The 20,450-nt window shown below is 58.4% G+C and carries 21 protein-coding genes; 14 read left to right on the top strand and 7 right to left on the bottom strand.

The genetic code is table 11. The annotated features are described in order from the left end of the window. Positions 1 to 50 precede the first annotated feature (50 nt). Positions 51 to 947, bottom strand: a complete 897-nt coding sequence (gene gluQRS / locus C7534_RS15220) for a tRNA glutamyl-Q(34) synthetase GluQRS (protein ID WP_109786271.1) — start codon at positions 945 to 947, stop codon at positions 51 to 53. Between the two features lie 201 nt (positions 948 to 1,148). Further along, the gene (dksA, locus tag C7534_RS15215; protein ID WP_046028491.1) at positions 1,149 to 1,592 is read right to left on the bottom strand and encodes an RNA polymerase-binding protein DksA; all 444 of its coding nucleotides are present in this window, start codon (positions 1,590 to 1,592) and stop codon (positions 1,149 to 1,151) included. Between the two features lie 335 nt (positions 1,593 to 1,927). Here dksA and C7534_RS15210 point away from each other — a divergent pair, with 335 nt between their 5' ends. Together C7534_RS15210 and sfsA are read left to right on the top strand one after the other, a co-directional pair. Next, complete coding sequence (locus C7534_RS15210) at positions 1,928 to 3,100, top strand: pyridoxal phosphate-dependent aminotransferase (RefSeq protein WP_109786270.1); 1,173 nt, start codon at positions 1,928 to 1,930, stop codon at positions 3,098 to 3,100. Continuing rightward, positions 3,100 to 3,813 (top strand): DNA/RNA nuclease SfsA, encoded by a 714-nt coding sequence (gene sfsA, locus C7534_RS15205; RefSeq protein ID WP_046028488.1) that lies wholly within the window; start codon positions 3,100 to 3,102, stop codon positions 3,811 to 3,813. Before C7534_RS15210 ends, sfsA begins: the two co-directional genes overlap by 1 nt. Here sfsA and C7534_RS15200 read toward each other — a convergent pair. Then, complete coding sequence (locus tag C7534_RS15200; RefSeq protein ID WP_109786269.1) at positions 3,810 to 4,127, bottom strand: Rieske (2Fe-2S) protein; 318 nt, start codon at positions 4,125 to 4,127, stop codon at positions 3,810 to 3,812. The two genes, sfsA and C7534_RS15200, sit on opposite strands and share 4 nt — an antisense overlap. A gap of 165 nt (positions 4,128 to 4,292) precedes the next feature. Here C7534_RS15200 and C7534_RS15195 point away from each other — a divergent pair, with 165 nt between their 5' ends. From C7534_RS15195 to C7534_RS15185, 3 genes are read left to right on the top strand one after another with little or no spacing between them, the layout of a single operon-like run. Continuing rightward, positions 4,293 to 5,165: a heme/hemin ABC transporter substrate-binding protein gene (locus C7534_RS15195; RefSeq protein ID WP_109786268.1), complete on the top strand. Its 873-nt coding sequence runs from the start codon at positions 4,293 to 4,295 to the stop codon at positions 5,163 to 5,165. A 50-nt stretch (positions 5,166 to 5,215) separates the two neighbouring features. Then, positions 5,216 to 6,199, top strand: coding sequence for a FecCD family ABC transporter permease (locus C7534_RS15190; protein ID WP_175649034.1), 984 nt, complete (start codon positions 5,216 to 5,218; stop codon positions 6,197 to 6,199). Beyond that, on the top strand, positions 6,199 to 6,966 hold the full coding sequence (locus C7534_RS15185) for a heme ABC transporter ATP-binding protein (protein ID WP_109786267.1): 768 nt from the start codon (positions 6,199 to 6,201) through the stop codon (positions 6,964 to 6,966). Before C7534_RS15190 ends, C7534_RS15185 begins: the two co-directional genes overlap by 1 nt. Positions 6,967 to 7,217: 251 nt before the next feature. On the opposite strand, the gene C7534_RS15180 is transcribed toward C7534_RS15185, so the two are convergent. The 3 genes from C7534_RS15180 to C7534_RS15170 all read right to left on the bottom strand — a co-directional run bounded on the left by C7534_RS15180 (position 7,218) and on the right by C7534_RS15170 (position 9,725). Then, positions 7,218 to 7,490: a TfoX/Sxy family protein gene (locus tag C7534_RS15180; protein ID WP_007948654.1), complete on the bottom strand. Its 273-nt coding sequence runs from the start codon at positions 7,488 to 7,490 to the stop codon at positions 7,218 to 7,220. A 243-nt stretch (positions 7,491 to 7,733) separates the two neighbouring features. Beyond that, on the bottom strand, positions 7,734 to 8,078 hold the full coding sequence (locus tag C7534_RS15175) for a pentapeptide repeat-containing protein (protein WP_046028469.1): 345 nt from the start codon (positions 8,076 to 8,078) through the stop codon (positions 7,734 to 7,736). Between the two features lie 90 nt (positions 8,079 to 8,168). Further along, positions 8,169 to 9,725 (bottom strand): bifunctional aminoglycoside phosphotransferase/ATP-binding protein, encoded by a 1,557-nt coding sequence (locus C7534_RS15170; RefSeq protein ID WP_109786266.1) that lies wholly within the window; start codon positions 9,723 to 9,725, stop codon positions 8,169 to 8,171. Positions 9,726 to 9,843: 118 nt separating this feature from the next. Here C7534_RS15170 and mrcB point away from each other — a divergent pair, with 118 nt between their 5' ends. From mrcB to C7534_RS15155, 3 genes are read left to right on the top strand one after another with little or no spacing between them, the layout of a single operon-like run. Next, positions 9,844 to 12,168, top strand: a complete 2,325-nt coding sequence (gene mrcB, locus C7534_RS15165; protein WP_109786265.1) for a penicillin-binding protein 1B — start codon at positions 9,844 to 9,846, stop codon at positions 12,166 to 12,168. A 16-nt stretch (positions 12,169 to 12,184) separates the two neighbouring features. After that, entirely contained in the window at positions 12,185 to 12,925 is a 741-nt protein-coding gene (locus C7534_RS15160; protein WP_046028464.1) for a tetratricopeptide repeat protein, read from the top strand. Continuing rightward, entirely contained in the window at positions 12,925 to 13,260 is a 336-nt protein-coding gene (locus C7534_RS15155) for a YqcC family protein (protein ID WP_046028462.1), read from the top strand. Before C7534_RS15160 ends, C7534_RS15155 begins: the two co-directional genes overlap by 1 nt. A gap of 121 nt (positions 13,261 to 13,381) precedes the next feature. On the opposite strand, the gene C7534_RS15150 is transcribed toward C7534_RS15155, so the two are convergent. Further along, entirely contained in the window at positions 13,382 to 13,798 is a 417-nt protein-coding gene (locus C7534_RS15150) for a DUF4124 domain-containing protein (RefSeq protein WP_109786264.1), read from the bottom strand. A gap of 400 nt (positions 13,799 to 14,198) precedes the next feature. On the opposite strand from C7534_RS15150, the gene C7534_RS15145 reads away from it, so the two are divergent. The 6 genes from C7534_RS15145 to msrQ all read left to right on the top strand — a co-directional run bounded on the left by C7534_RS15145 (position 14,199) and on the right by msrQ (position 20,183). Further along, positions 14,199 to 15,923: an acetolactate synthase 3 large subunit gene (locus C7534_RS15145; RefSeq protein WP_109786360.1), complete on the top strand. Its 1,725-nt coding sequence runs from the start codon at positions 14,199 to 14,201 to the stop codon at positions 15,921 to 15,923. 2 nt (positions 15,924 to 15,925) lie between these two features. Then, complete coding sequence (ilvN, locus tag C7534_RS15140; RefSeq protein WP_003176102.1) at positions 15,926 to 16,417, top strand: acetolactate synthase small subunit; 492 nt, start codon at positions 15,926 to 15,928, stop codon at positions 16,415 to 16,417. A 48-nt stretch (positions 16,418 to 16,465) separates the two neighbouring features. After that, a complete protein-coding gene (gene ilvC, locus C7534_RS15135) occupies positions 16,466 to 17,482 on the top strand; it encodes a ketol-acid reductoisomerase (protein WP_007948647.1) in 1,017 nt (338 codons plus the stop codon). A 146-nt stretch (positions 17,483 to 17,628) separates the two neighbouring features. Continuing rightward, the gene (pssA, locus tag C7534_RS15130) at positions 17,629 to 18,486 is read left to right on the top strand and encodes a CDP-diacylglycerol--serine O-phosphatidyltransferase (protein ID WP_007948646.1); all 858 of its coding nucleotides are present in this window, start codon (positions 17,629 to 17,631) and stop codon (positions 18,484 to 18,486) included. Positions 18,487 to 18,549: 63 nt separating this feature from the next. Beyond that, positions 18,550 to 19,563 (top strand): protein-methionine-sulfoxide reductase catalytic subunit MsrP, encoded by a 1,014-nt coding sequence (gene msrP / locus C7534_RS15125; protein WP_109786263.1) that lies wholly within the window; start codon positions 18,550 to 18,552, stop codon positions 19,561 to 19,563. Continuing rightward, complete coding sequence (gene msrQ / locus C7534_RS15120; protein ID WP_109786262.1) at positions 19,563 to 20,183, top strand: protein-methionine-sulfoxide reductase heme-binding subunit MsrQ; 621 nt, start codon at positions 19,563 to 19,565, stop codon at positions 20,181 to 20,183. The genes msrP and msrQ overlap by 1 nt, the downstream gene beginning before the upstream one ends. Positions 20,184 to 20,450: the final 267 nt, after the last annotated feature.

Here is a 20,450-nt window from a genome sequence, read left to right as displayed (position 1 = left end):
CCGAAAACGTGCGGCGATGGTAACGGATGGGCGCGCCACTGCAAGTGCGATCACTGCAGTTGCGCCTCGGGCAGGTTCAGTGTGCGCGGGATCAGCGACGCATCCCAGTGGGCAATGCCCCAGTCCAACACTTCCCGTGGGGTGGCGTAAGCCAGTTCGGTACCGGGTTTTTGCCCAAGTGCGCGTAAGGCACGCAACAACAAAGGTGTCGCCTGATCTTCGGCCAACGGCGGCGATCGGTAGGATTTGCCGAGTTTGTTGCCATCGGGCTGGGTAATCAGCGGGATGTGCAGATAACGCGGTTGGCGCAGGCCGAGCAGTTCTTGCAGATAGAGCTGGCGCGGCGTGGAGTCCAGCAGGTCGGCACCCCGCACGATATCGGTGATGCCTTGCCAGGCGTCATCCAGGACGACGGCCAGTTGATAGGCATACAGCCCGTCGCGGCGGCGAATCACAAAATCGCCCACCTCGCGACCCAGGTGCTGACGGTATTCGCCCTGGACGCGGTCGGTGAAGTGGTATTCCAGTTCGGGGACACGCAGGCGAATCGCGGCGTCTTCGGTGCCATGGCCGGCATTGCGGCACAGGCCCGGATAAATGCCGTGATAAGGCTCCAGCTGTTTTCGCGAGCAGGTACAGGCGTAAGCCAGGCCATGGTTGAACAGGCTGTTGAGCACTTCGGCGTAGGCGTCGTGCCGTTCACTCTGGCGGACCATCTCGCCGTCCCATTCAAAGCCATAGCTTTCCAGGGCATTGAGGATCGCCGCTTGAGCGCCGGGTTCTTCCCGTGGCGGGTCAAGGTCTTCCATGCGCATCAGCCAGCGGCCCCCCACCGAGCGGGCGTCGAGGTATGAAGCGAGTGCGGCGACCAGCGAACCGAAATGCAGGTGGCCGCTGGGCGTGGGGGCGAAGCGCCCGATGTAAGCGGAAGAGGTGATGGCAGTCATGAGGGCGGTTACGTTGTCTGGTCGTATTGAGCATGGCTTGAAGCCGTCATCGCGAGCAAGCTCGGCTCCTGCAGGAAGTCGCGCCAGCCTTTGTAGGAGCCGAGCTTGCTCGCGATGGCGATTTTAAAGACAGCAGGTATCATCAAATACCAGAAACAAAAACGGAGCGTTCGCACGCTCCGTTTTTCGTTCAAGTCGATGTTACTTGCCGACTTGCTTTTCCTTGATTTCCGCCAGGGTCTTGCAGTCAACGCACATGTCGGCGGTAGGGCGGGCTTCCAGTCGCTTGACGCCAATTTCGACGCCGCAGGACTCGCACCAGCCATATTCTTCGTCTTCAATCAACTGAAGGGTTTTGTCGATCTTCTTGATCAACTTGCGCTCGCGGTCGCGGGCGCGCAGTTCGAGGGCGAACTCTTCTTCCTGGCTGGCACGGTCTGCCGGATCCGGGAAGTTGGCTGCCTCGTCCTTCATGTGATCAACCGTGCGGTCGACTTCCTGCATCAAATCCTGTTTCCACTTGTTCAGGACCTTGGTGAAGTGCGCGCGCATGGGCTTGCCCATGTACTCCTCGCCCTTCACTTCTTTGTAGGGTTCGAAGCCGCTGATCGTCGGGCTCGGTTGTTGCTTTGCTTGGGTGGACATGAAATAGACCGCCTCTACTCTTGTAATCCATCTGCGCAGGATTGCTCCATCACCGACACCTGCCGGCCCCGCGGCTGCAAGCGGGCGAACTTACCAGATCAAATCGGACCGCGCTACTCCCGGATGTCGAGGTAGTGGCCCGCAGGCCTTGCAAATCATTGCAAAGCCTTGTCTGGTGGTGCTGGAGACCTGATCAAATATTGATTTTAGTCAAACTTGAGGTACTCGTTTGGGTCGTTTGTGGCCGGGCTTATTAACGGTTGTGACCGCTTTAGGTTCTCGCTCGTTCCTGTGCTTGGGTAGAATTGATTTTTTTCTCTGTTGAAGGAAGGCTAATGGCTCAGTCCTACAGTGCCCGCAGTCGCGCGATCGAACCTTTTCACGTCATGGCGTTGCTGGCACGGGCCAATGAGCTGCAAGCCGCCGGTCACGACGTGATCCACCTGGAAATCGGCGAGCCGGACTTCACCACCGCCGAACCGATCATTCAGGCCGGCCAGGCCGCGTTGACGGCGGGGAAGACCCGTTACACCGCCGCACGGGGCATTCCCGAGCTGCGAGACGCCATCTCCGGTTTCTATCAGCAGCGGTATGGGTTGAACATCGACCCTCAACGAATCCTCATCACCCCCGGCGGTTCGGGTGCTTTGTTGCTGGCCAGCGCCTTGCTGGTGGACCCGGGCAAGCACTGGCTGCTGGCGGACCCCGGCTACCCGTGCAATCGCCACTTCCTGAGATTGGTGGAAGGCGCGGCGCAGCTTGTTCCAGTAGGTCCTGAGGTGCGTTATCAACTGACCCCTGATCTGGTGGCGCGTCATTGGGACCACGACAGTGTCGGCGCATTGGTAGCGTCCCCGGCCAACCCGACCGGGACGATCCTGACCCGTGACGAGCTGGCGGGGTTATCGCAGGCGATCAAGGTTCGCCATGGTCATCTGGTGGTGGACGAGATCTATCACGGCCTGACCTATGGCACCGATGCGGCCAGCGTGCTGGAAGTCGATGACAACGCCTTTGTGCTGAACAGTTTTTCCAAGTACTTCGGCATGACCGGTTGGCGGCTCGGCTGGCTGGTGGCGCCGGAAGCGGCAGTCGGCGAGCTGGAAAAACTCGCGCAAAATCTCTATATCAGCGCGCCGAGCATGGCCCAGTATGCCGCTCTGGCTTGCTTTGAACCGGCGACCATCAGCATTCTCGAAGAGCGTCGCGCCGAGTTTGGTCGTCGTCGCGATTTCCTGCTGCCGGCCCTGCGTGAATTGGGATTCGGCATTGCCGTGGAGCCTGAGGGCGCGTTCTATTTGTATGCGGATATCAGCAAGTTCGGCGGAGATGCCTTCGCGTTCTGCCGGCACTTCCTCGAAACCGAGCATGTGGCATTTACTCCGGGGCTGGATTTCGGGCGATATCAGGCTGGGCACCATGTGCGTTTTGCCTACACCCAAAGCCTGCCGCGCCTGGAAGAAGCGGTCGAGCGGATCGCTCGTGGATTGAAGAGTTGGCAAGGCTGATGCGTTTTCATCCTCCCCTCGAAAAAGGGCGACTTATCCGCCGTTACAAGCGTTTTCTTGCCGATATCGAAACCGTTAGCGGCGAGTTGCTGACCATTCATTGTCCCAATACGGGCTCGATGCTCAATTGCCAGGTCGAAGGCGGGCAGGTCTGGTTCAGCCGCTCCAATGACCCGAAGCGCAAGTTGCCCGGTACCTGGGAGGTTGGCGAAACCCCGCAAGGGCGCCTGTTTTGCGTTAACACCGGGCGAGCCAATGGTTTGATCGAAGAGGCGCTGCGCGGCGGTGTCATCAGCGAGTTGAACGGTTTTACCGAACTGAAGCGCGAAGTCGCCTACGGTCAGGAAAGAAGCCGAATCGATTTCCGCCTCGATTACCCCGGCGGTCCTGCTTATATAGAAGTCAAAAGCGTCACCCTGGGTTTTGACGGCTCATCGGTAGCTGCGTTTCCCGACGCCGTTACCCAGCGCGGGGCCAAACATTTGCGCGAATTAGCGCATCTGGCCCGTGACGGGATTCGCGCGGTTCAGTTGTATTGCGTCAACCTGACCGGCATCGACGCGGTACGTCCAGCAGAGGAAATCGATTCGGCCTACGCGGTGGCCTTGCGTGAGGCGGTCGCGTGCGGGGTCGAGGTGCTGGCCTATGGTGTGCGGTTGACCCATGAAGAGATGGTGGTCGATCGGCGTCTGGACGTGCTGCTCAACGGCTAAAGGCTGACCCAGATGCCTTGCGCGTCTTCGCGGCAGGGCACGGTGGTCAATGATTGGCCCGCGCAGGGGCCGGAAACGCACTCGCCGTCTTCAATCAGAAACAGTGCGCCGTGGGTGGCGCACTGGATCAGGCTGTTGCTGGGGTCGAGAAAGCTGTCTGGCGTCCACTCCAGGCCAACGCCACGGTGCGGGCAGCGATTGATGTAGACGTAGACCTGGCCAGCCCGGCGTACGGCGAAGAGCTTCTGGCCGTCGATGTCGAAACCGCGACTGCTGGCGTCAGCCAATTCGGCGCCGGTGCAAAGAAACTTCATGTCTATCCTCAAGTCCTGCGTCTCGTGACCAGATATGTCCGAGCTTGACGTTCAAATGCAAACAATTATCAAATGGCCGCCTTGCCCGTCGGGCGCAGGTGCCAGTGGCCGAGAATACTTGGCCTGCCATCTCGATGCCTGGGAAAACTTTAAAGGAAGCTGTTTATGCGCCTGAGTACCCGCGTTGCTGCGCTCTGTGTCGGACTTCTCGTCAGCCACCACGGCGCAGCGGCCGAGTTGCCACAACGTTGGGTCAGTGCCGGTGGCGCATTGTCCGAGTGGGTGAGCGCGCTGGGGGGCGAATCGAAGCTGGTCGGCGTCGACACTACCAGTCAGCATCCTGAAAGCCTCAAGTCGCTGCCAAGCATTGGCTATCAGCGGCAGTTGTCGGCGGAGGGTATCTTGAGCTTAAGCCCGCAGATACTGATCGGCACCGAAGAAATGGGTCCGCCGCCCGTGCTGTCGCAGATTCGTAATGCCGGGGTGCAGGTCGAATTGTTCTCGGCGCAGCCGGATTTGCCGACATTGCAGGGTAACTTGCAGCACCTGGGCCAGTTGCTTGGGGCTGAAGATCAGGCTGCGCAGGCGTTCCAGCGTTATCAGGAGCAACTTGAACAACAAAAAGTCCGGGTGACCAAGGTGCAGCTGACGAAAAAATCACCGGGCGTGTTGGTGTTGCTCGGTCATGCAGGCGGCAAGCCGCTCATCGCAGGCAAGGACACCGCGGCCGATTGGATACTGCGACAGGCCGGCGGCCACAACCTGGCAACGCATACTGGTTACAAACCTTTTTCAGTCGAGTCGCTGGTCAGCCTGGACCCGGAGGTGCTGGTGTTTGCTGACCGGGCACTGACCGGTGATGCGGCGCGGGCCGCGCTGTTCAAGGAAAACCCGATGCTGTCCTCGACCCGTGCGGCGAAGGACGGTCGAGTCATGGAGCTGGATCCGACGTTGTTGGTGGGCGGGTTGGGGCCGCGGCTGCCGGAAAGCCTGAAAAAACTGTCTGACGGGTTCTTCCCGGGCACCGTCGGCCAATGACTCTCCTGATTAAACCTCGTGCGTTGTTCATTGGCCTGAGCCTTTTGTGTTTGCTGGCGATCTGGCTGTCATTGGCGCTGGGTCCGGTCAGCTTGCCGTTGCTCGATACCGCGCACGCAGTGCTGCGCCTGGCCGGATTGCCGATTGCACCGCAAGGCCTTGAGCAAGCCGAATTGATCGTGGGGCAGATCCGTCTGCCGCGAACCTTGCTGGGGTTGGCGGTGGGGGGCGTGCTGGCGCTCTCCGGTGTGGCCATGCAGGGCCTGTTTCGTAACCCGTTGGCCGATCCGGGATTGGTGGGGGTGTCCAGCGGCGCCGCATTGGGTGCGGCCATCGCGATTGTGGGCGGGTCGATGTTTGGCGGCCTGCCTGAGTCGTTCGGGCCTTACCTGTTGTCGGTGTGTGCGTTTCTCGGTGGGTTGGGTGTGACAGCACTGGTGTATCGGCTCGGTCGACGCAACGGTCAGACCAACGTCGCAACCATGTTGCTGGCCGGTATCGCCTTGACCGCTCTGGCGGGCTCGGCGGTGGGGTTGTTCACCTACCTGGCGGACGACGCGACCCTGCGTACGCTGACGTTCTGGAATCTGGGCAGCCTTAACGGCGCCAGTTACGCGCGTCTCTGGCCATTGCTGCTGGTGAGCACGGGCGTGGCGCTCTGGCTGCCGCGTCGAGCCAAAGCCTTGAATGCATTGTTGCTGGGGGAGTCGGAAGCCGGCCATTTGGGCATCAACGTTGAAGGGCTCAAGCGCGAATTGGTGTTCTGTACCGCCTTGGGTGTCGGCGCGGCGGTGGCGGCGGCGGGGATGATCGGGTTTGTCGGCCTGGTGGTGCCGCACCTCGTGCGCTTGCTGGCCGGTCCTGATCATCGGGTGTTGCTGCCTGCCTCGGTGCTCGCCGGTGCCAGTCTTCTGCTGTTCGCCGATCTGGTGGCGCGCCTGGCGTTGGCGCCCGCCGAATTGCCGATCGGTATCGTCACGGCCTTTATCGGTGCGCCGTTTTTTCTGTTTTTACTGCTCCGGAGTCGCGCCTGATGTTGCGCACGCAAAACCTGCAAATCCGTCGGGGCAGCAAGACTGTACTGGCGGACATCACGCTCGAACTTCGGCCAGGTGAAGTGCTTGGTGTGCTCGGCCCTAATGGCGCCGGCAAAAGTACCTTGCTCGGTGCCTTGTGCGGGGAGTTGCACGCCGACCAAGGCAGTGTCTGGCTCGATGATCGCGAATTGAATCACTGGGCCGCACCGCTGCGCGCACAGCGGCTGGCGGTACTGCCGCAGGTGTCGACGCTGGACTTTGCCTTTCGTGTTGAAGAAGTCGTGGGTATGGGGCGTTTGCCCCATCAAAGCGGTCGAGTGCGCGATGACGAGATCGTTGCCTGCGCCCTGCGCGCCGCTGATGCCGGGCACCTGAGTGGTCGCAGCTATCTGGCCTTGTCCGGCGGCGAGCGTCAGCGCGTGCATCTGGCGCGGGTGCTGGCGCAGCTCTGGCCGGGCGAGGCGGGCCAGACGCTGCTGCTCGATGAGCCGACATCGATGCTCGACCCGCTGCATCAACACACCACCTTACAAGCGGTGCGCGAGTTTGCCGATCACGGCGCGGCGGTGCTGGTCATCCTGCATGATCTGAATCTGGCGGCGCGTTACTGTGATCGTCTGTTGCTGCTTGAAGGCGGGCGCCCGGTTGCGCTGGATACGCCGCAGCACGTCCTGAAGCCTGAGTCGCTCAAAGCAGTGTTCGGGCTGGAAGTGTTGGTGCAGCAGCACCCGGAGCGCGGGCATCCGTTGATCATCGCCCGCTGAAAAATATATCGGGTTGAACATGCCTCTGGTGCCGGTTTTTCACAGGCAAAAAAAGACCCGGCAAGAGCCGGGTCAAATAACCGTGATTAGCCTGATGAGGAGATATCTGAGAGTCCGAACCAAGGGCTGTTCAAATATCGACCAGTCTCGCGACCAGTTGGTGGTAATCATAGCGATTCTCATTACCATGTCAACCGCTGTTTTTCAGTTTCTTTGAGATGCCTCGTCAATTCGGTTCAAAGCCAATGATTTCAAGCCTTGTGGCGCGAGGAAATCGCCTCTAGCTGTTTGTTCAAGGCTTCTTTGCGCTCGGCGGGAATGTCATTCCAATGCACGTCCATCAGTGCGCCTTCGATCGCATACAACAACACCTTGGACGCCCGAAAACCGCGCGTACGCACGGCCCGATAAGCATCCACCGCCCCGAGGCGACGCAAGTCCGACGCACTGTGGATGCCCACGGCATGCAGCCACTGTGCTGACGTCTTGCCAAGATTCTTCAGGTGTTGCAGTTCATCATTCATCAAGCCTCCTTGCGACGGCCGAACGGTGCGTGGGCGAGCCTATCAGGAGTGTAGCCATCAGTAGGAAAAGCGTGATTGTTTGGTCGTTTTCGACGCAAAAGCTTCTAAGAGGAAGACACCAGTCATTGAGTGAAAAGCATTGCGAATGCAGTGGGGGCGGGTGTCGGAAGTCGAACCTGGGGCAGTCCACACGGCATCCAGCGCAAAGCGGGGGCGCTGGATTTGTTGGGTAGAGCGTCGTTTTTAGCGGGTGCGATAACGCAGGCGAGTGCCGAAGTTCATCGACATAAGAATCTCGTCTGCACTCAGCTCTGGCGGGAAATAGGCACCGGAGATTTGAGCATGTGCCAGGCTGGCACCTTCCAGTGAGGCGTTGCGAAAATCGATGCCGCGCAAATCGGCGGAGCGAAAATAGGCATCGGTGAAGTCGACACCATCAGCGTTCAGCTCGCGCAAGTCCAGGCCTCGGAAATCGCCACCGACCATGTCGACAGTTCCGTAGTTGGCGCGTTCGGCGTTGAAGCCTGCGATGTCATCTTTGTGCAGCAAGGCATACAGCGGGGTGTCGAGAAGTTTGGGCTGGCTCATGTCGCATCACCTGATGGTTTTATGACGCCAGTATAGTGCCACTATTTGGCAGCCGTGAAGCCAGCGGAGGCCTCACGGCTGAAATAGTTTTTACAGACCTGGCATGCGTTGACGAATTTGCGCGACGACCGTGTCGAGCGTCCCGCTTTCATTGGTCTGAACGCGTTTGCTGTACAGAATCTCTGCTGGCGTCAGCGGTTCGCGATTGGCTTGCTGGGCTGCGATAACGGTCAGGTTGGCGTCAGACGGATCCTTTTTGTCTGCCTGGCGCAGGGCCAACCAACTCTCGATCACGGCTTGCGGTGCATGGCAATCAAGGATCAGGAACGGAGCGCCAGTGGCTTCGGCGACTTTTGCCGCGTTTTCGCGCTGGTCGTGCTTGAGGTAAGTGGCATCGATCACCACCGGAAAACCGGCGCGCAGGATGACCGCAGCAATCTCGTGAAGACGGCTGTAGGTGGTGGCGCTGGCGTCGGCGCTATAAATGCCGGCCTGCGGGTCATTCGCGACGGTTTGTTCGCCGAACAGACGCTTGCGCTCTACATCCGAGCGAAGACGAATGGCGCCCAACGCTTCTACCAGGCGCATTGCTACGTGGCTCTTGCCGACAGCGGACACGCCGTGGGTGATGGCCATGAAACGCGAGGGAATGGTGCTATAGCTTTCCGCGAGGTTGGCGTAGTTGCGGTATTGGCGCAGGGTCGTGGCGCGTTGTACCGGGTCGGCTTCGGCCGGCATGCTGAACAGGCTCACCTTGGCGCGAACCAGTGCGCGATAGGCTTTATAGAAGTTCAGCAGCTCAAGGCCCTGGTAGTCGCCGGTCAGCTCCAGGTACTGGCTGACGAAACGGCGCGCGAGGCATTTCAAGCCACGGTCTTCCAGGTCCATCGCCAGGAAGCCGGTGTCGGCATAAACGTCGGTGAAGCGGAACGGTTCGTTGAACTCGATGCAGTCGAAGATCACGACCTTGCCATCGATTACTGTCGCGTTGCCGAGGTGGATATCACCGTGGCATTCACGAATGAAACCTTCGGCCTTGCGCTGGGCGAACAGCGGCTTTAGGCGTTCGAAGCTGCTTTCGGCCCAGGCTTGCAGGGCGTCCAGTTGTACCAGGTCGGCCTTGTCGCTGAGGAATGGACGGATCTGTTCAAAGTTCTGGCGTACGGGTGCCATAACGCTGTCGGGGGTGCCGGCTTCGTGTTCGGCAGGCACTTTCGGTGCGTTGAGGTGGAAATGAGCAATCTGCGCGGCCATCTCGTCGATGTGGGCGGTAGTCAGTTCGCCATTGGCCTGCAGGGTGCTGAGCAATTGGCTCTGTGGGAACTGACGCATTTTCAGCGCGAAATCGACTACAGGGCCGTCGCCACCGAACTGCGGTGCTTCGGCGCTGCCGGTGATCGGCAACACTTGCAGGTACAAGTCGTCGGTCAGGCGCTGGTTGAGGCGCAGTTCTTCACCGCAGAAATGCTCACGTGCATCCAGGCTGGTGAAGTCGAGGAAACCGAAATTCACGGGTTTCTTCACTTTATAAGCAAAGGGGCCTGTGAGGATGACCCAGGAAATATGGGTCTCGATGACCTGGAAACCGTCTACCGGGTGCGGGTAGAGGGCCGGGTTTTGCAGGGCAGCAATCAGGGACTGGCTCACAGGCGATCCTTCAGAGTCTGGGAAAAATTCAAGGCCGCCATTATGGCCGCAAGTCCGCCTGACGCAAACCTCGGAGGGCTCCTGTTGAGTATTAATAAAGTGCGTATAATCCGCCGCCATGACTCGTACTCGATCCCCCCGCACTCCAAAAAAACCACCTTCCCGGGGCCTGCACCCGTGGCTGGGCTGGGCCCTTAAACTCAGTCTGGTCGGCCTTGTGGTGCTCGCCGGATTTGCGGTTTACCTCGACGCTATCGTCCAGGAAAAGTTCTCCGGCAAACGCTGGACCATTCCGGCCAAGGTGTATGCACGCCCGCTGGAGCTGTTCACTGGCCAGAAGCTGAGTAAGGAAGACTTTCTCACCGAACTCGACGCCTTGGGCTACCGGCGCGAAAGCGTGAGCAATGGCCCTGGTGCGGCGTCGGTCAACGGCAATACCGTCGATCTGAACACCCGTGGCTTCCAGTTCTATGAAGGCCTGGAGAAACCTCAGCCCGTGCGCGTGCGTTTCTCCGGCGACTATGTTGCTGAACTCTCGGCGACCAACGGTTCGAAGCTTTCCGTGGTGCGCCTTGAACCGCTGATGATCGGCGGTATTTACCCGAAAAATCTGGAAGACCGCATCCTGATCAAGATTGATCAGGTCCCGCCGTATCTGCTGGAGACCTTGGTCGCCGTGGAAGACCGGGATTTCTATAGCCACTGGGGCGTGTCACCCAAGTCGATTGCACGCGCTGTCTGGGTCAACACGTCTGGCGGCAAGATGACCCAGGGCGGCAGTACGCTGACGCAACAGTTGGTCAAGAACTTCTATCTGACCAGTGAGCGCAGCCTGACCCGTAAACTCACCGAAGCCATGATGGCGATGTTGCTTGAGCTGCATTACGACAAACCGGAGATTCTTGAGGCTTACCTCAATGAAGTGTTCGTCGGTCAGGACGGCCAGCGCGCGGTGCACGGTTTCGGTCTGGCCAGTCAGTTCTTCTTCGGGCAGCCGTTGTCCGAATTGAAACTGCATCAAGTTGCCTTGCTGGTGGGGATGGTCAAGGGGCCGTCCTATTACAACCCGCGTCGCAATCCTGAGCGAGCGCTTGAGCGGCGCAATCTGGTGCTCGATGTCCTCCAGGAACAAGGCGTCGCCACCGCCGAGCAGGTCGAAGCTGCAAAAAAAATGCCGCTGGGTGTAACGACACGCGGCAAGCTGGCCGACAGCTCGTTCCCGGGCTTTATCGACCTGGTCAAGCGCCAGTTGCGCGAAGACTACCGCGACGAAGACTTGACCGAAGAAGGCCTGCGGATCTTCACCAGTTTCGACCCGATTCTGCAGATGAAAGCCGAAGCTTCCGTCAACGACACCTTCAAGCGACTGTCCGGTCGCAAGGGTTCCGATGACGTCGAAGCGGCCATGGTCGTGACCAACCCGGAAACCGGTGAAGTCCAGGCCATGATCGGCAGCCGCCAGGCCAGTTTTGCAGGCTTCAACCGTGCGCTGGATGCGGTGCGCCCCATCGGCTCATTGATCAAACCGGCGGTTTATCTGACGGCGCTTGAGAAGCCTACCCAGTACACGCTGACCAGTTGGCTGTCGGACGAATCCTTCTCGGTCAAGGGCGCGGACGGTCAGGTCTGGAAACCGCAGAACTATGATCGCCGTTCCCACGGTACAGTGTTCCTGTATCAGGGGCTGGCGCATTCCTACAACCTGTCGACTGCGCGTCTCGGATTGGCAGTGGGTGTACCGAATGTCCTCAAGACCCTGGCGCGCCTGGGGGTAACTCGCGAGTTCCCGGCATTCCCGTCGATGTTGCTGGGGGCCGGTGGCATGACGCCAATTGAAGTGGCGACCATGTACCAGACGCTGGCCAATGGTGGTTTCAACACGCCGATGCGCGGGATTCGCAGCGTATTGACCGCCGAAGGCGAACCGCTCAAGCGCTATCCGTTCCAGATCGAACAGCGTTTTGATCCGGCTTCTATCTACCTGATCCAGAGCGCCATGCAGCGAGTCATGCGTGAAGGTACCGGCAGTTCGGTTTATAACGTGTTGCCAAAGACCCTGACCCTGGCCGGCAAGACCGGTACCAGTAACGACTCGCGGGACAGTTGGTTCGCAGGTTTCAGTCAGGACCTGCTGGCGGTGGTCTGGCTGGGTCGTGATGACAACGGCAAGACGCCGTTCACCGGTGCTACCGGTGCCTTGCAGGTCTGGACCAGCTTCATGCGTAAAGCCGATCCATTGCCACTGGACATGCCGCAGCCGGATAACGTTGTTCAGGCGTGGGTCGATTCGCATACCGGACAAGGCTCCGATGCCAACTGCCCGGGCGCCGTGCAGATGCCGTATATTCGCGGCAGCGAACCACCTCCCGGTGCAGCTTGCGGTGGCGAAGGCCCTGCTTCCGGCGAAACGGTGATGGATTGGGTCAAGGGCTGGATGAATTAAGCAAAGAGGGATTCACGTGAACAAGTGGTTGATACCAGCGGTTGCCGCCGTGGCATTGCTCAGCGGTTGCTCCACCGTACAACGCGGTTCGATTCCGGTTGAGGATTCCGGTACGGCTGTGTCCAACAGCGAGCGGATCTCGGCGAATGGCGGTTTCCGCAAGACGACAGTGAAGCGTCCTGTGCAAGCCCAGACCCAAACCCAGGCGATTCCGCAGGGCGACACCGGTGTGGTGGTGATGGTCCCGGGTGGCGGCGCCGTCACTTCGGCCCCGATCAGTACCTCGCCGATCACCCCAGGCCCGATTACTCCGGGGCCGATCGATACGTCGCCGGTCCAGTCGGCACCGATCAATCAGGGCAGCTACAGCATGCCGTCGACACCGAGCGGGATTCCTTCGGCCAGCGCCGGTGGCCTGTCGGCCGATGAGCAACTGGATGGCCCGGTGCTCGCGCTGTTGACCACGGCTCAGCAGCAACAGGCCAGCGGCGACCTCAACGGTGCTTCGTCCAGTCTCGAGCGCGCCCAGCGTGTCGCGCCGCGTGAGCCACAAGTGCTTTATCGCCTTGCTCAGGTGCGCATGGCTCAAGGTGATGCCGCGCAGGCTGAACAATTCGCTCGTCGTGGGCTGACGTTCGCCAATGGTCGTCCGGATCTTCAGGCCAGCCTGTGGGAATTGATCGCCCAGGCACGCGAGAAACAGGGTGATTCCAGCGGCGCTACGCTGGCCCGCCAGAAGGCCAAGGTTTCGCTGTGATGGATGCCCGCTTTCCGAAGATTGCCGAGCAGTTGCTGCTGATCGAGCGTGAATTGCGGGTGCAGGGGTGGTGGGATGAAGTCCCACCCTCCGCTGAAGCGCTTGCCAGTGTCGAGCCGTTTTCGGTCGATACGCTGGATTTTGAACAGTGGCTGCAATGGATTTTCTTGCCTCGCATGAAGATCATCCTCGAACAGGATTTGCCGCTGCCTAACGCTTCGGGCATTCAGGAGATGGCCGAAATGGTCTTCGCCGGGCGCAATGTCCAGGGCAAGGACCGGCAGCTACAAGTGCTGCTCAAAGAGTTCGATCTACTGATCACCGCCTCCCGCTAACACCGATCTCTGTAGGAGCCGAGCTTGCTCCGGGCGGCGTTCCGACGATAGCGGTGCAACATTCAACAGGCCGGTTGGGTGTTTCGCCCTCATCGCGAGCAAGCTCTGCTCCTACAGGTACTTACTGGCAGTTATCCGTAATCTGTTTCTGTGTTTCGCTGATGCGCTCCTGACGTTGTTGATCGGTCAGGCGGCGCATCTCGCCGTCCACATCTTCCCGAAGTCGCGGATTGTTCTGCAGTTGCGCCAGATTCGTTCGCGCCTGCATGCAAAATGTCTTCAACTGAGCTTGCTGCTCGGCGACCTGCTTTTTTACGTTGTTGTCGATGACCTGTTGATCGCCTATGGCGTTGCTGCGTGGCAGCGTCTGCGGATTGCTGGCAGAAGAGGAGGGCGGCAGCACGGTGGTGGCCTCCTGTCCTTGGGGCGGTTGTGAATCAAAGTGCGTTACGCCTTGGGCATCGACCCATTTGTAGATCTGACCCGCCATGCATAAAGGGCTGATCAGCAGGCAGACCATGAAGAATGTCGTTCGCATGCCATTTCCTTGTCATTAGTTGCGCAATCCAAGCTAACACAGTGGCTGTTTAGCGATTTTTTCTTGCTTTCTCATGTGCTTACTTCAATAAAGCACATACACGACTTGACTTGCAGGGGACGAAACAGAAGAATCCAAAGTCCGCTGTAGAGGGACTGCCAGAAGCAGACCCACTCGGCAGATCATGAGGCGCACATCCGCGCCGACCTGTTACACCCGCAACGCGTTACCTCGCGCTGGGTGGGAAAAGCCCGCAACACTTGGGACGATCCCAATACTTGCTCAGTCAGTGCTGACGTAGTCGGCGACCACCGTCGCTCATGCTCTGCTGAGAAGTAAACCTATTAAGACCCGTCCCTGTTTATGTGGGCGGTATTCTGGCGTTTTAGAGGTGAACAACGTGGAGCTTTTATCTGGCGGTGAGATGCTCGTCCGCTTCTTGCGTGACGAAGGCGTCAAATATATCTACGGGTACCCGGGTGGTGCTCTTCTTCATGTCTACGATGCCCTGTTCAAAGAACCGGAAGTGACCCACATCCTGGTTCGTCACGAACAAGCGGCTACCCATATGGCTGACGGCTATGCCCGTGCCACCGGTAAAGCCGGCGTGGTACTGGTGACTTCCGGTCCTGGCGCAACCAATGCCATCACCGGTATCGCCACGGCTTATATGGACTCCATTCCGATGGTGGTTATTTCCGGCCAGGTGCCTAGCACCATGGTGGGTACCGATGCGTTCCAGGAAACCGACATGATCGGTATCTCCCGGCCGATCGTGAAGCACAGCTTCATGATCAAGCACGCGTCGGAAATTCCGGAAGTCATGAAGAAGGCCTTCTACCTGGCGCAATCCGGTCGTCCTGGTCCGGTCGTTGTCGATATCCCGAAAGACATGACCAACCCGGCCGAGAAGTACGAATACGTATTCCCGAAAAAAGCCAAGCTGCGTTCCTACAGCCCGGCCGTTCGTGGTCACTCTGGGCAAATCCGCAAGGCGGCAGAAATGCTCCTGGCGGCCAAGCGTCCTGTGATGTACGCAGGCGGCGGCGTGATTCTCGGTGGTGGCTCCGCGCCGCTGACCGAATTGGCGAAGATGCTCAACCTGCCAGTGACCAATACCCTGATGGGTCTGGGTGCCTACCCTGGCACCGACCGTCAGTTCATCGGCATGCTCGGTATGCACGGCAGCTACACCGCCAACCTGGCGATGCACCATGCCGACGTGATCCTTGCGGTCGGCGCTCGTTTCGATGACCGCGTGATCAATGGCCCGGCCAAGTTCTGCCCGAATGCCAAGATCATTCACATCGACATCGACCCGGCTTCTATTTCCAAGACCATCAAGGCTGACGTGCCTATCGTTGGTCCGGTCGAGAGCGTCCTGACCGAAATGGTCGCGATCCTCAAGGAAATCGGCGAGACCCCGAACAAGGAGTCCGTTGCCAGCTGGTGGAAGCAAGTTGACGAGTGGCGTGGTGATCGCGGCCTGTTCCCTTACGACAAGGGCGACGGCAGCGTGATCAAGCCGCAGACCGTGATCGAAACCCTGTGCGAAGTGACCAATGGCGATGCCTATGTCGCTTCGGATGTAGGGCAGCACCAGATGTTTGCTGCGCAGTACTACAAGTTCAACAAGCCGAACCGCTGGATCAACTCCGGTGGCCTGGGCACCATGGGCTTCGGTTTTCCGGCAGCCATGGGCATTAAGTTGAGCTTCCCGGAAGACGATGTCGTCTGTGTCACCGGCGAAGGCAGCATCCAGATGAACATTCAGGAACTGTCGACCTGTCTGCAATATGGTTTGCCGGTAAAAATCCTGATCCTGAATAACGGTGTGCTGGGTATGGTTCGCCAGTGGCAGGACATGAGCTATGGCAGCCGTCATTCTCATTCCTACATGGAATCGTTGCCTGACTTCGTCAAACTGGCAGAAGCTTACGGCCACATTGGCGTGCGCATCACCGATTCGAAAGATTTGAAGTCGAAGATGGAAGAGGCGTTTGCCATGAAAGATCGCCTGGTGGTGATCGATGTTTCGGTCGACACCAGCGAGCACGTCTACCCGATGCAGATCAAAGACGGCTCCATGCGCGATATGTGGTTGAGCAAGACGGAGCGTACTTAATCATGCGGCACATTATTTCCTTGCTTCTGGAAAACGAACCCGGCGCTTTGTCTCGCGTAGTCGGCCTGTTCTCGCAGCGCAACTACAACATCGAAAGTCTGACCGTGGCGCCAACCGAAGACCCGACCCTGTCGCGTCTGACGCTGACCACTGTCGGTCACGATGAGGTCATCGAGCAGATCACCAAGAACCTGAACAAGCTGATCGAAGTGGTAAAACTGGTCGACCTGTCGGAAAGTGCTCACATCGAGCGCGAACTGATGCTGGTCAAGGTCAAGGCCACCGGCGCCCAGCGCGCCGAGATCAAGCGCACTACCGATATTTACCGTGGGCAGATCGTCGATGTCAGCGCCAGCGTGTATACCGTTCAATTGACCGGTACCAGCGACAAGCTCGACAGCTTCATTCAGTCCATCGGCACTGCGTCGATTCTGGAGACCGTCCGTAGCGGCGTGACCGGTATTGCTCGCGGCGACAAAGTACTCAGCATCTAAACCAAATTAGCGAATGGCCTGAACGGCCTGGATATATAGGGGAATTTCATGAAAGTTTATTACGAAAAAGACTGCGACCTGTCCATCATCCAGGGCAAGAAAGTTGCCATCATCGGTTACGGCTCCCAGGGCCACGCTCAAGCGTGCAACCTGAAAGATTCCGGCGTTGACGTGACTGTTGGTCTGCGTAAAGGCTCGGCCACCGTTGCCAAAGCTGAAGCTCACGGCCTGAAAGTGACTGACGTTGCTTCCGCTGTTGCTGCCGCCGACCTGGTCATGATCCTGACCCCGGACGAGTTCCAGTCTGCCCTGTACAAGAACGAAATCGAGCCGAACATCAAGAAGGGCGCCACCCTGGCCTTCTCCCACGGCTTCGCGATTCACTACAACCAGGTTGTTCCGCGCGCTGACCTCGACGTGATCATGATCGCGCCGAAGGCTCCGGGCCACACCGTACGTTCCGAGTTCGTGAAGGGCGGCGGTATCCCTGACCTGATCGCTATCTACCAGGACGCATCGGGCAACGCCAAAAACGTTGCACTGTCCTACGCTGCTGGCGTTGGTGGTGGTCGTACCGGCATCATCGAAACCACCTTCAAGGACGAGACTGAAACCGACCTGTTCGGCGAACAAGCCGTTCTGTGCGGCGGTACCGTTGAACTGGTCAAAGCCGGTTTCGAAACCCTGGTTGAAGCTGGCTATGCGCCGGAAATGGCCTACTTCGAATGCCTGCACGAACTGAAGCTGATCGTTGACCTCATGTACGAAGGCGGTATCGCCAACATGAACTACTCGATCTCCAACAACGCCGAATACGGCGAGTACGTGACCGGCCCGGAAGTAATCAACGCCGAATCCCGTCAGGCCATGCGCAACGCCCTGAAACGTATTCAGGATGGCGAATACGCCAAAATGTTCATCAGCGAAGGCGCAACCGGCTACCCTTCGATGACCGCCAAGCGTCGTAACAACGCCGCTCACGGTATCGAGATCATCGGCGAGCAACTGCGCTCCATGATGCCGTGGATCGGTGCCAACAAGATCGTCGACAAAGCTAAAAACTAAGTCACGCGCTTGTACGGAAAACGCGGCCTAGGCCGCGTTTTTTCGTTTGAGTTCGCCGGTTCTGGTATAAAGCTGCATCGTTTGTGGCCGAACCGTCGCCCCAGACACCTGTCGAAAACTTTCCACCCTGTTGCAAGGTAATGTCCATGAGCGAACGCCCCGAAGAGCCAAACCAGGCTTCTGACGCCGAAAGCCTGCTGCCCATCGATGAGCACATCGAAGAAGGGCATGACGCTGAAGGCCGTAAAGTCCGGCATCGTGGTATCTATCTTCTGCCGAACCTGTTCACCACTGCGAACCTGTTCGCAGGGTTTTATTCCATCATCAACTCGATGAGTGCCCAGGCCGCGTTGAGCGCCGGTGATTCGGTCAATGCGAGCAAGTACTTTGCTTTTGCGGCGATTGCGATTTTTGTCGCGATGGTGCTTGATGGTCTCGATGGTCGTGTGGCCCGGATGACCAATACCCAGAGCGCATTTGGTGCCGAGTACGACTCGCTGTCAGATATGGTCGCCTTTGGCGTCGCGCCGGCATTATTGGCGTTTGGCTGGGCCTTGGGTGATATGGGCAAGGTCGGCTGGATGGTTGCCTTCATCTATGTGGCGGGTGCGGCTTTGCGTTTGGCGCGCTTCAACACCCAGGTCGGCACTGCGGATAAACGCTACTTCATCGGTCTGGCCAGTCCGGCGGCGGCGGGTGTGGTTGCCGGGATTGTCTGGGCGTTCAGCGACTACGGCATCCAGGGTTCCAAGATGTCCTTCCTGGTTGCGCTGATGGTGGCGGCTGCCGGTATGCTGATGGTCAGCAATATCAAGTACAACAGCTTCAAGGAGCTCGACTTGAAAGGGCGCGTGCCTTTTGTGGCGATCCTGGCGGTGGTGTTGGTGTTTGCTGTGGTATTCAGCGATCCACCACGCATCCTGCTGCTGGTTTTCCTTGCTTACGCGGCCTCCGGTCCGGTGCAGTACTTGTTGCGTCTTCGTCGGCACAAAAACGCCGAGTGATGTAATTTCCCTCATACTCCGCAGTCTATGGGTGCATCTGTCCTCCAAAGCTGCGGAGTTGTCATGCTGATCAAAGTCCCCAAAGCGTCTGACTGCCATGAGTCGGACGTCACATCTGAAGCCTTCTATCTATCCCGTCGAAAAGTTCTTGGTGCTGCCGTTGCGGGCTTGGCGATAAGCAGCCTGCCTCGTTGGGCGTCGGCCGAAGATGTTGCTCGTTATGCAGACGTCGAGCCTGGCAAGGCACCTACCTGGTTTACTGAAAAGCTTCCCTCTACCAAATGGGGGGCGGTCAACGTCAAGGATGAGTCGATTACGCCATTCAAGGACGCGACCCATTACAACAACTTCTACGAGTTCGGCACTGATAAAGGTGACCCGGCTGCCAATGCCGGCGCACTGAAGACCGAGCCGTGGAGCGTTGTAGTGGATGGCGAAGTGGGCAAGCCTGGACGCTATGCGCTTGAAGACTTCATGAAGCCTTATCAGTTGGAAGAGCGCATCTACCGTCTTCGCTGCGTAGAGGCTTGGTCGATGGTCATTCCGTGGATTGGTTTTCCCATTTCGGCATTACTCAAGCAAGTGGAGCCAACCTCCAAGGCGAAGTACATTCGCTTCGAAACCCTCGAGGATCCCAAGAGTATGCCGGGGCAGCGTTCCGGCTTTGCCTTGATCGACTGGCCCTATGTAGAAGGGTTGCGTCTGGATGAGGCGATGAACCCGTTGGCGATTCTTGCGATCGGCATGTATGGGCGTGAGTTGCCCAATCAGAATGGAGCGCCGTTGCGTTTGGTGGTGCCCTGGAAGTATGGATTCAAAAGCATCAAATCCATTGTGCGTATCAGTCTGGTCAGCGAGCAGCCGAAAACAACATGGCAGAGCATTGCAGCGGATGAGTATGGTTTCTACGCGAATGTGAATCCTGCGGTTGATCATCCGCGTTGGACTCAGGCGCGGGAGCGCCGTTTGCCCAGTGGTTTGTTCAAGCCCAATGTGCGCGACACACAGATGTTCAACGGCTACGCGGATGAAGTCGCCTCTCTTTATACAGGGCTCGATTTGCGGAAGAACTACTGATGCGTTTTCCGGTTTGGCGTCTTGGCGTTTTTATAGTGGCAGCGGTGTGGCCGCTGCTTTGGCTGTATCAGGCCTGGACGGATGTGTTGGGCCCGGACCCAGGCAAAATTCTGGTTGATCGGCTTGGGTTGGGCACGCTTGTTTTGCTACTCATTACGCTCAGTATGACGCCCCTGCAAAAACTCACCGGGTGGGCAGGGTGGGTGGCTGTGCGAAGGCAGTTGGGGTTGTGGTGCTTTGCTTATGTGGTTCTGCATTTGAGTGGCTATACGGCGTTCATTCTAGGATTTGACTGGTCGCAGCTGGGTGTTGAGTTGCGCAAGCGGCCATACATTATCGTCGGTACGCTGGCGTTTCTGTGTTTGCTGGCGTTGGCGGTGACTTCTAATCGTTACAGTCAGCGGCGTTTGGGCGCACGCTGGAAGAAGCTGCATCGGCTCGCCTATGTGATTCTCGGGCTTGGGTTGCTGCATATGTTGTGGATCGTGCGTGCTGATCTGAAGGAGTGGACGGTATACGCCTCGATAGGGGCGTTGCTGTTAGTGCTGCGTGTGCCAGCAGTTGCCCGGCGAATCCCGCGGTTTGTGGCTAAAAAGGTACCGTCTGCACGAAAGGTGTAATTAAGTGTTGACGGCAGATTCAGGATGTCTATAATTCGCCCCACTTCCGGCGCAGTCGAAACGGGAAACTCCTTGGTAAACAAAGAGTTACGCAGTTTTCGGCAGTGAGTGGCTTCAGTTCATCGAAGTCCGAAAGGAGTTGAAAAAGAGGTGTTGACAGCAGCGTGTAACGCTGTAGAATTCGCCTCCCGCTACCGAGTGATCGGAAGCGCAAGTGGTTGAAGTTGTTAAAGATTTCCAAGCGAAACTTTGAAAACTTCTGAAAAT

Source organism: Pseudomonas sp. OV226 (assembly GCF_003148705.1).
In the GTDB taxonomy this organism is placed as follows: Bacteria; Pseudomonadota; Gammaproteobacteria; order Pseudomonadales; family Pseudomonadaceae; genus Aquipseudomonas.
This window is presented reverse-complemented; position numbering and strand designations above follow the sequence as displayed.

Excerpts from the sequence above, each read along its gene's own strand:
- ilvN (WP_003176102.1), top strand. The coding sequence starts at position 15,926 with ATGCGGCACATTATTTCCTTGCTTCTGGAAAACGAACCCGGCGCTTTG.
- msrQ (WP_109786262.1), top strand. The coding sequence starts at position 19,563 with ATGCGTTTTCCGGTTTGGCGTCTTGGCGTTTTTATAGTGGCAGCGGTG.
- gluQRS (WP_109786271.1), bottom strand. The coding sequence starts at position 947 with ATGACTGCCATCACCTCTTCCGCTTACATCGGGCGCTTCGCCCCCACG.
- C7534_RS15195 (WP_109786268.1), top strand. The coding sequence starts at position 4,293 with ATGCGCCTGAGTACCCGCGTTGCTGCGCTCTGTGTCGGACTTCTCGTC.
- C7534_RS15155 (WP_046028462.1), top strand. The coding sequence starts at position 12,925 with ATGGATGCCCGCTTTCCGAAGATTGCCGAGCAGTTGCTGCTGATCGAG.
- C7534_RS15200 (WP_109786269.1), bottom strand. The coding sequence starts at position 4,127 with ATGAAGTTTCTTTGCACCGGCGCCGAATTGGCTGACGCCAGCAGTCGC.
- sfsA (WP_046028488.1), top strand. The coding sequence starts at position 3,100 with ATGCGTTTTCATCCTCCCCTCGAAAAAGGGCGACTTATCCGCCGTTAC.
- C7534_RS15180 (WP_007948654.1), bottom strand. The coding sequence starts at position 7,490 with ATGAATGATGAACTGCAACACCTGAAGAATCTTGGCAAGACGTCAGCA.
- msrP (WP_109786263.1), top strand. The coding sequence starts at position 18,550 with ATGCTGATCAAAGTCCCCAAAGCGTCTGACTGCCATGAGTCGGACGTC.
- C7534_RS15185 (WP_109786267.1), top strand. The coding sequence starts at position 6,199 with ATGTTGCGCACGCAAAACCTGCAAATCCGTCGGGGCAGCAAGACTGTA.
- dksA (WP_046028491.1), bottom strand. The coding sequence starts at position 1,592 with ATGTCCACCCAAGCAAAGCAACAACCGAGCCCGACGATCAGCGGCTTC.
- C7534_RS15210 (WP_109786270.1), top strand. The coding sequence starts at position 1,928 with ATGGCTCAGTCCTACAGTGCCCGCAGTCGCGCGATCGAACCTTTTCAC.
- mrcB (WP_109786265.1), top strand. The coding sequence starts at position 9,844 with ATGACTCGTACTCGATCCCCCCGCACTCCAAAAAAACCACCTTCCCGG.
- C7534_RS15175 (WP_046028469.1), bottom strand. The coding sequence starts at position 8,078 with ATGAGCCAGCCCAAACTTCTCGACACCCCGCTGTATGCCTTGCTGCAC.
- ilvC (WP_007948647.1), top strand. The coding sequence starts at position 16,466 with ATGAAAGTTTATTACGAAAAAGACTGCGACCTGTCCATCATCCAGGGC.
- C7534_RS15150 (WP_109786264.1), bottom strand. The coding sequence starts at position 13,798 with ATGCGAACGACATTCTTCATGGTCTGCCTGCTGATCAGCCCTTTATGC.
- pssA (WP_007948646.1), top strand. The coding sequence starts at position 17,629 with ATGAGCGAACGCCCCGAAGAGCCAAACCAGGCTTCTGACGCCGAAAGC.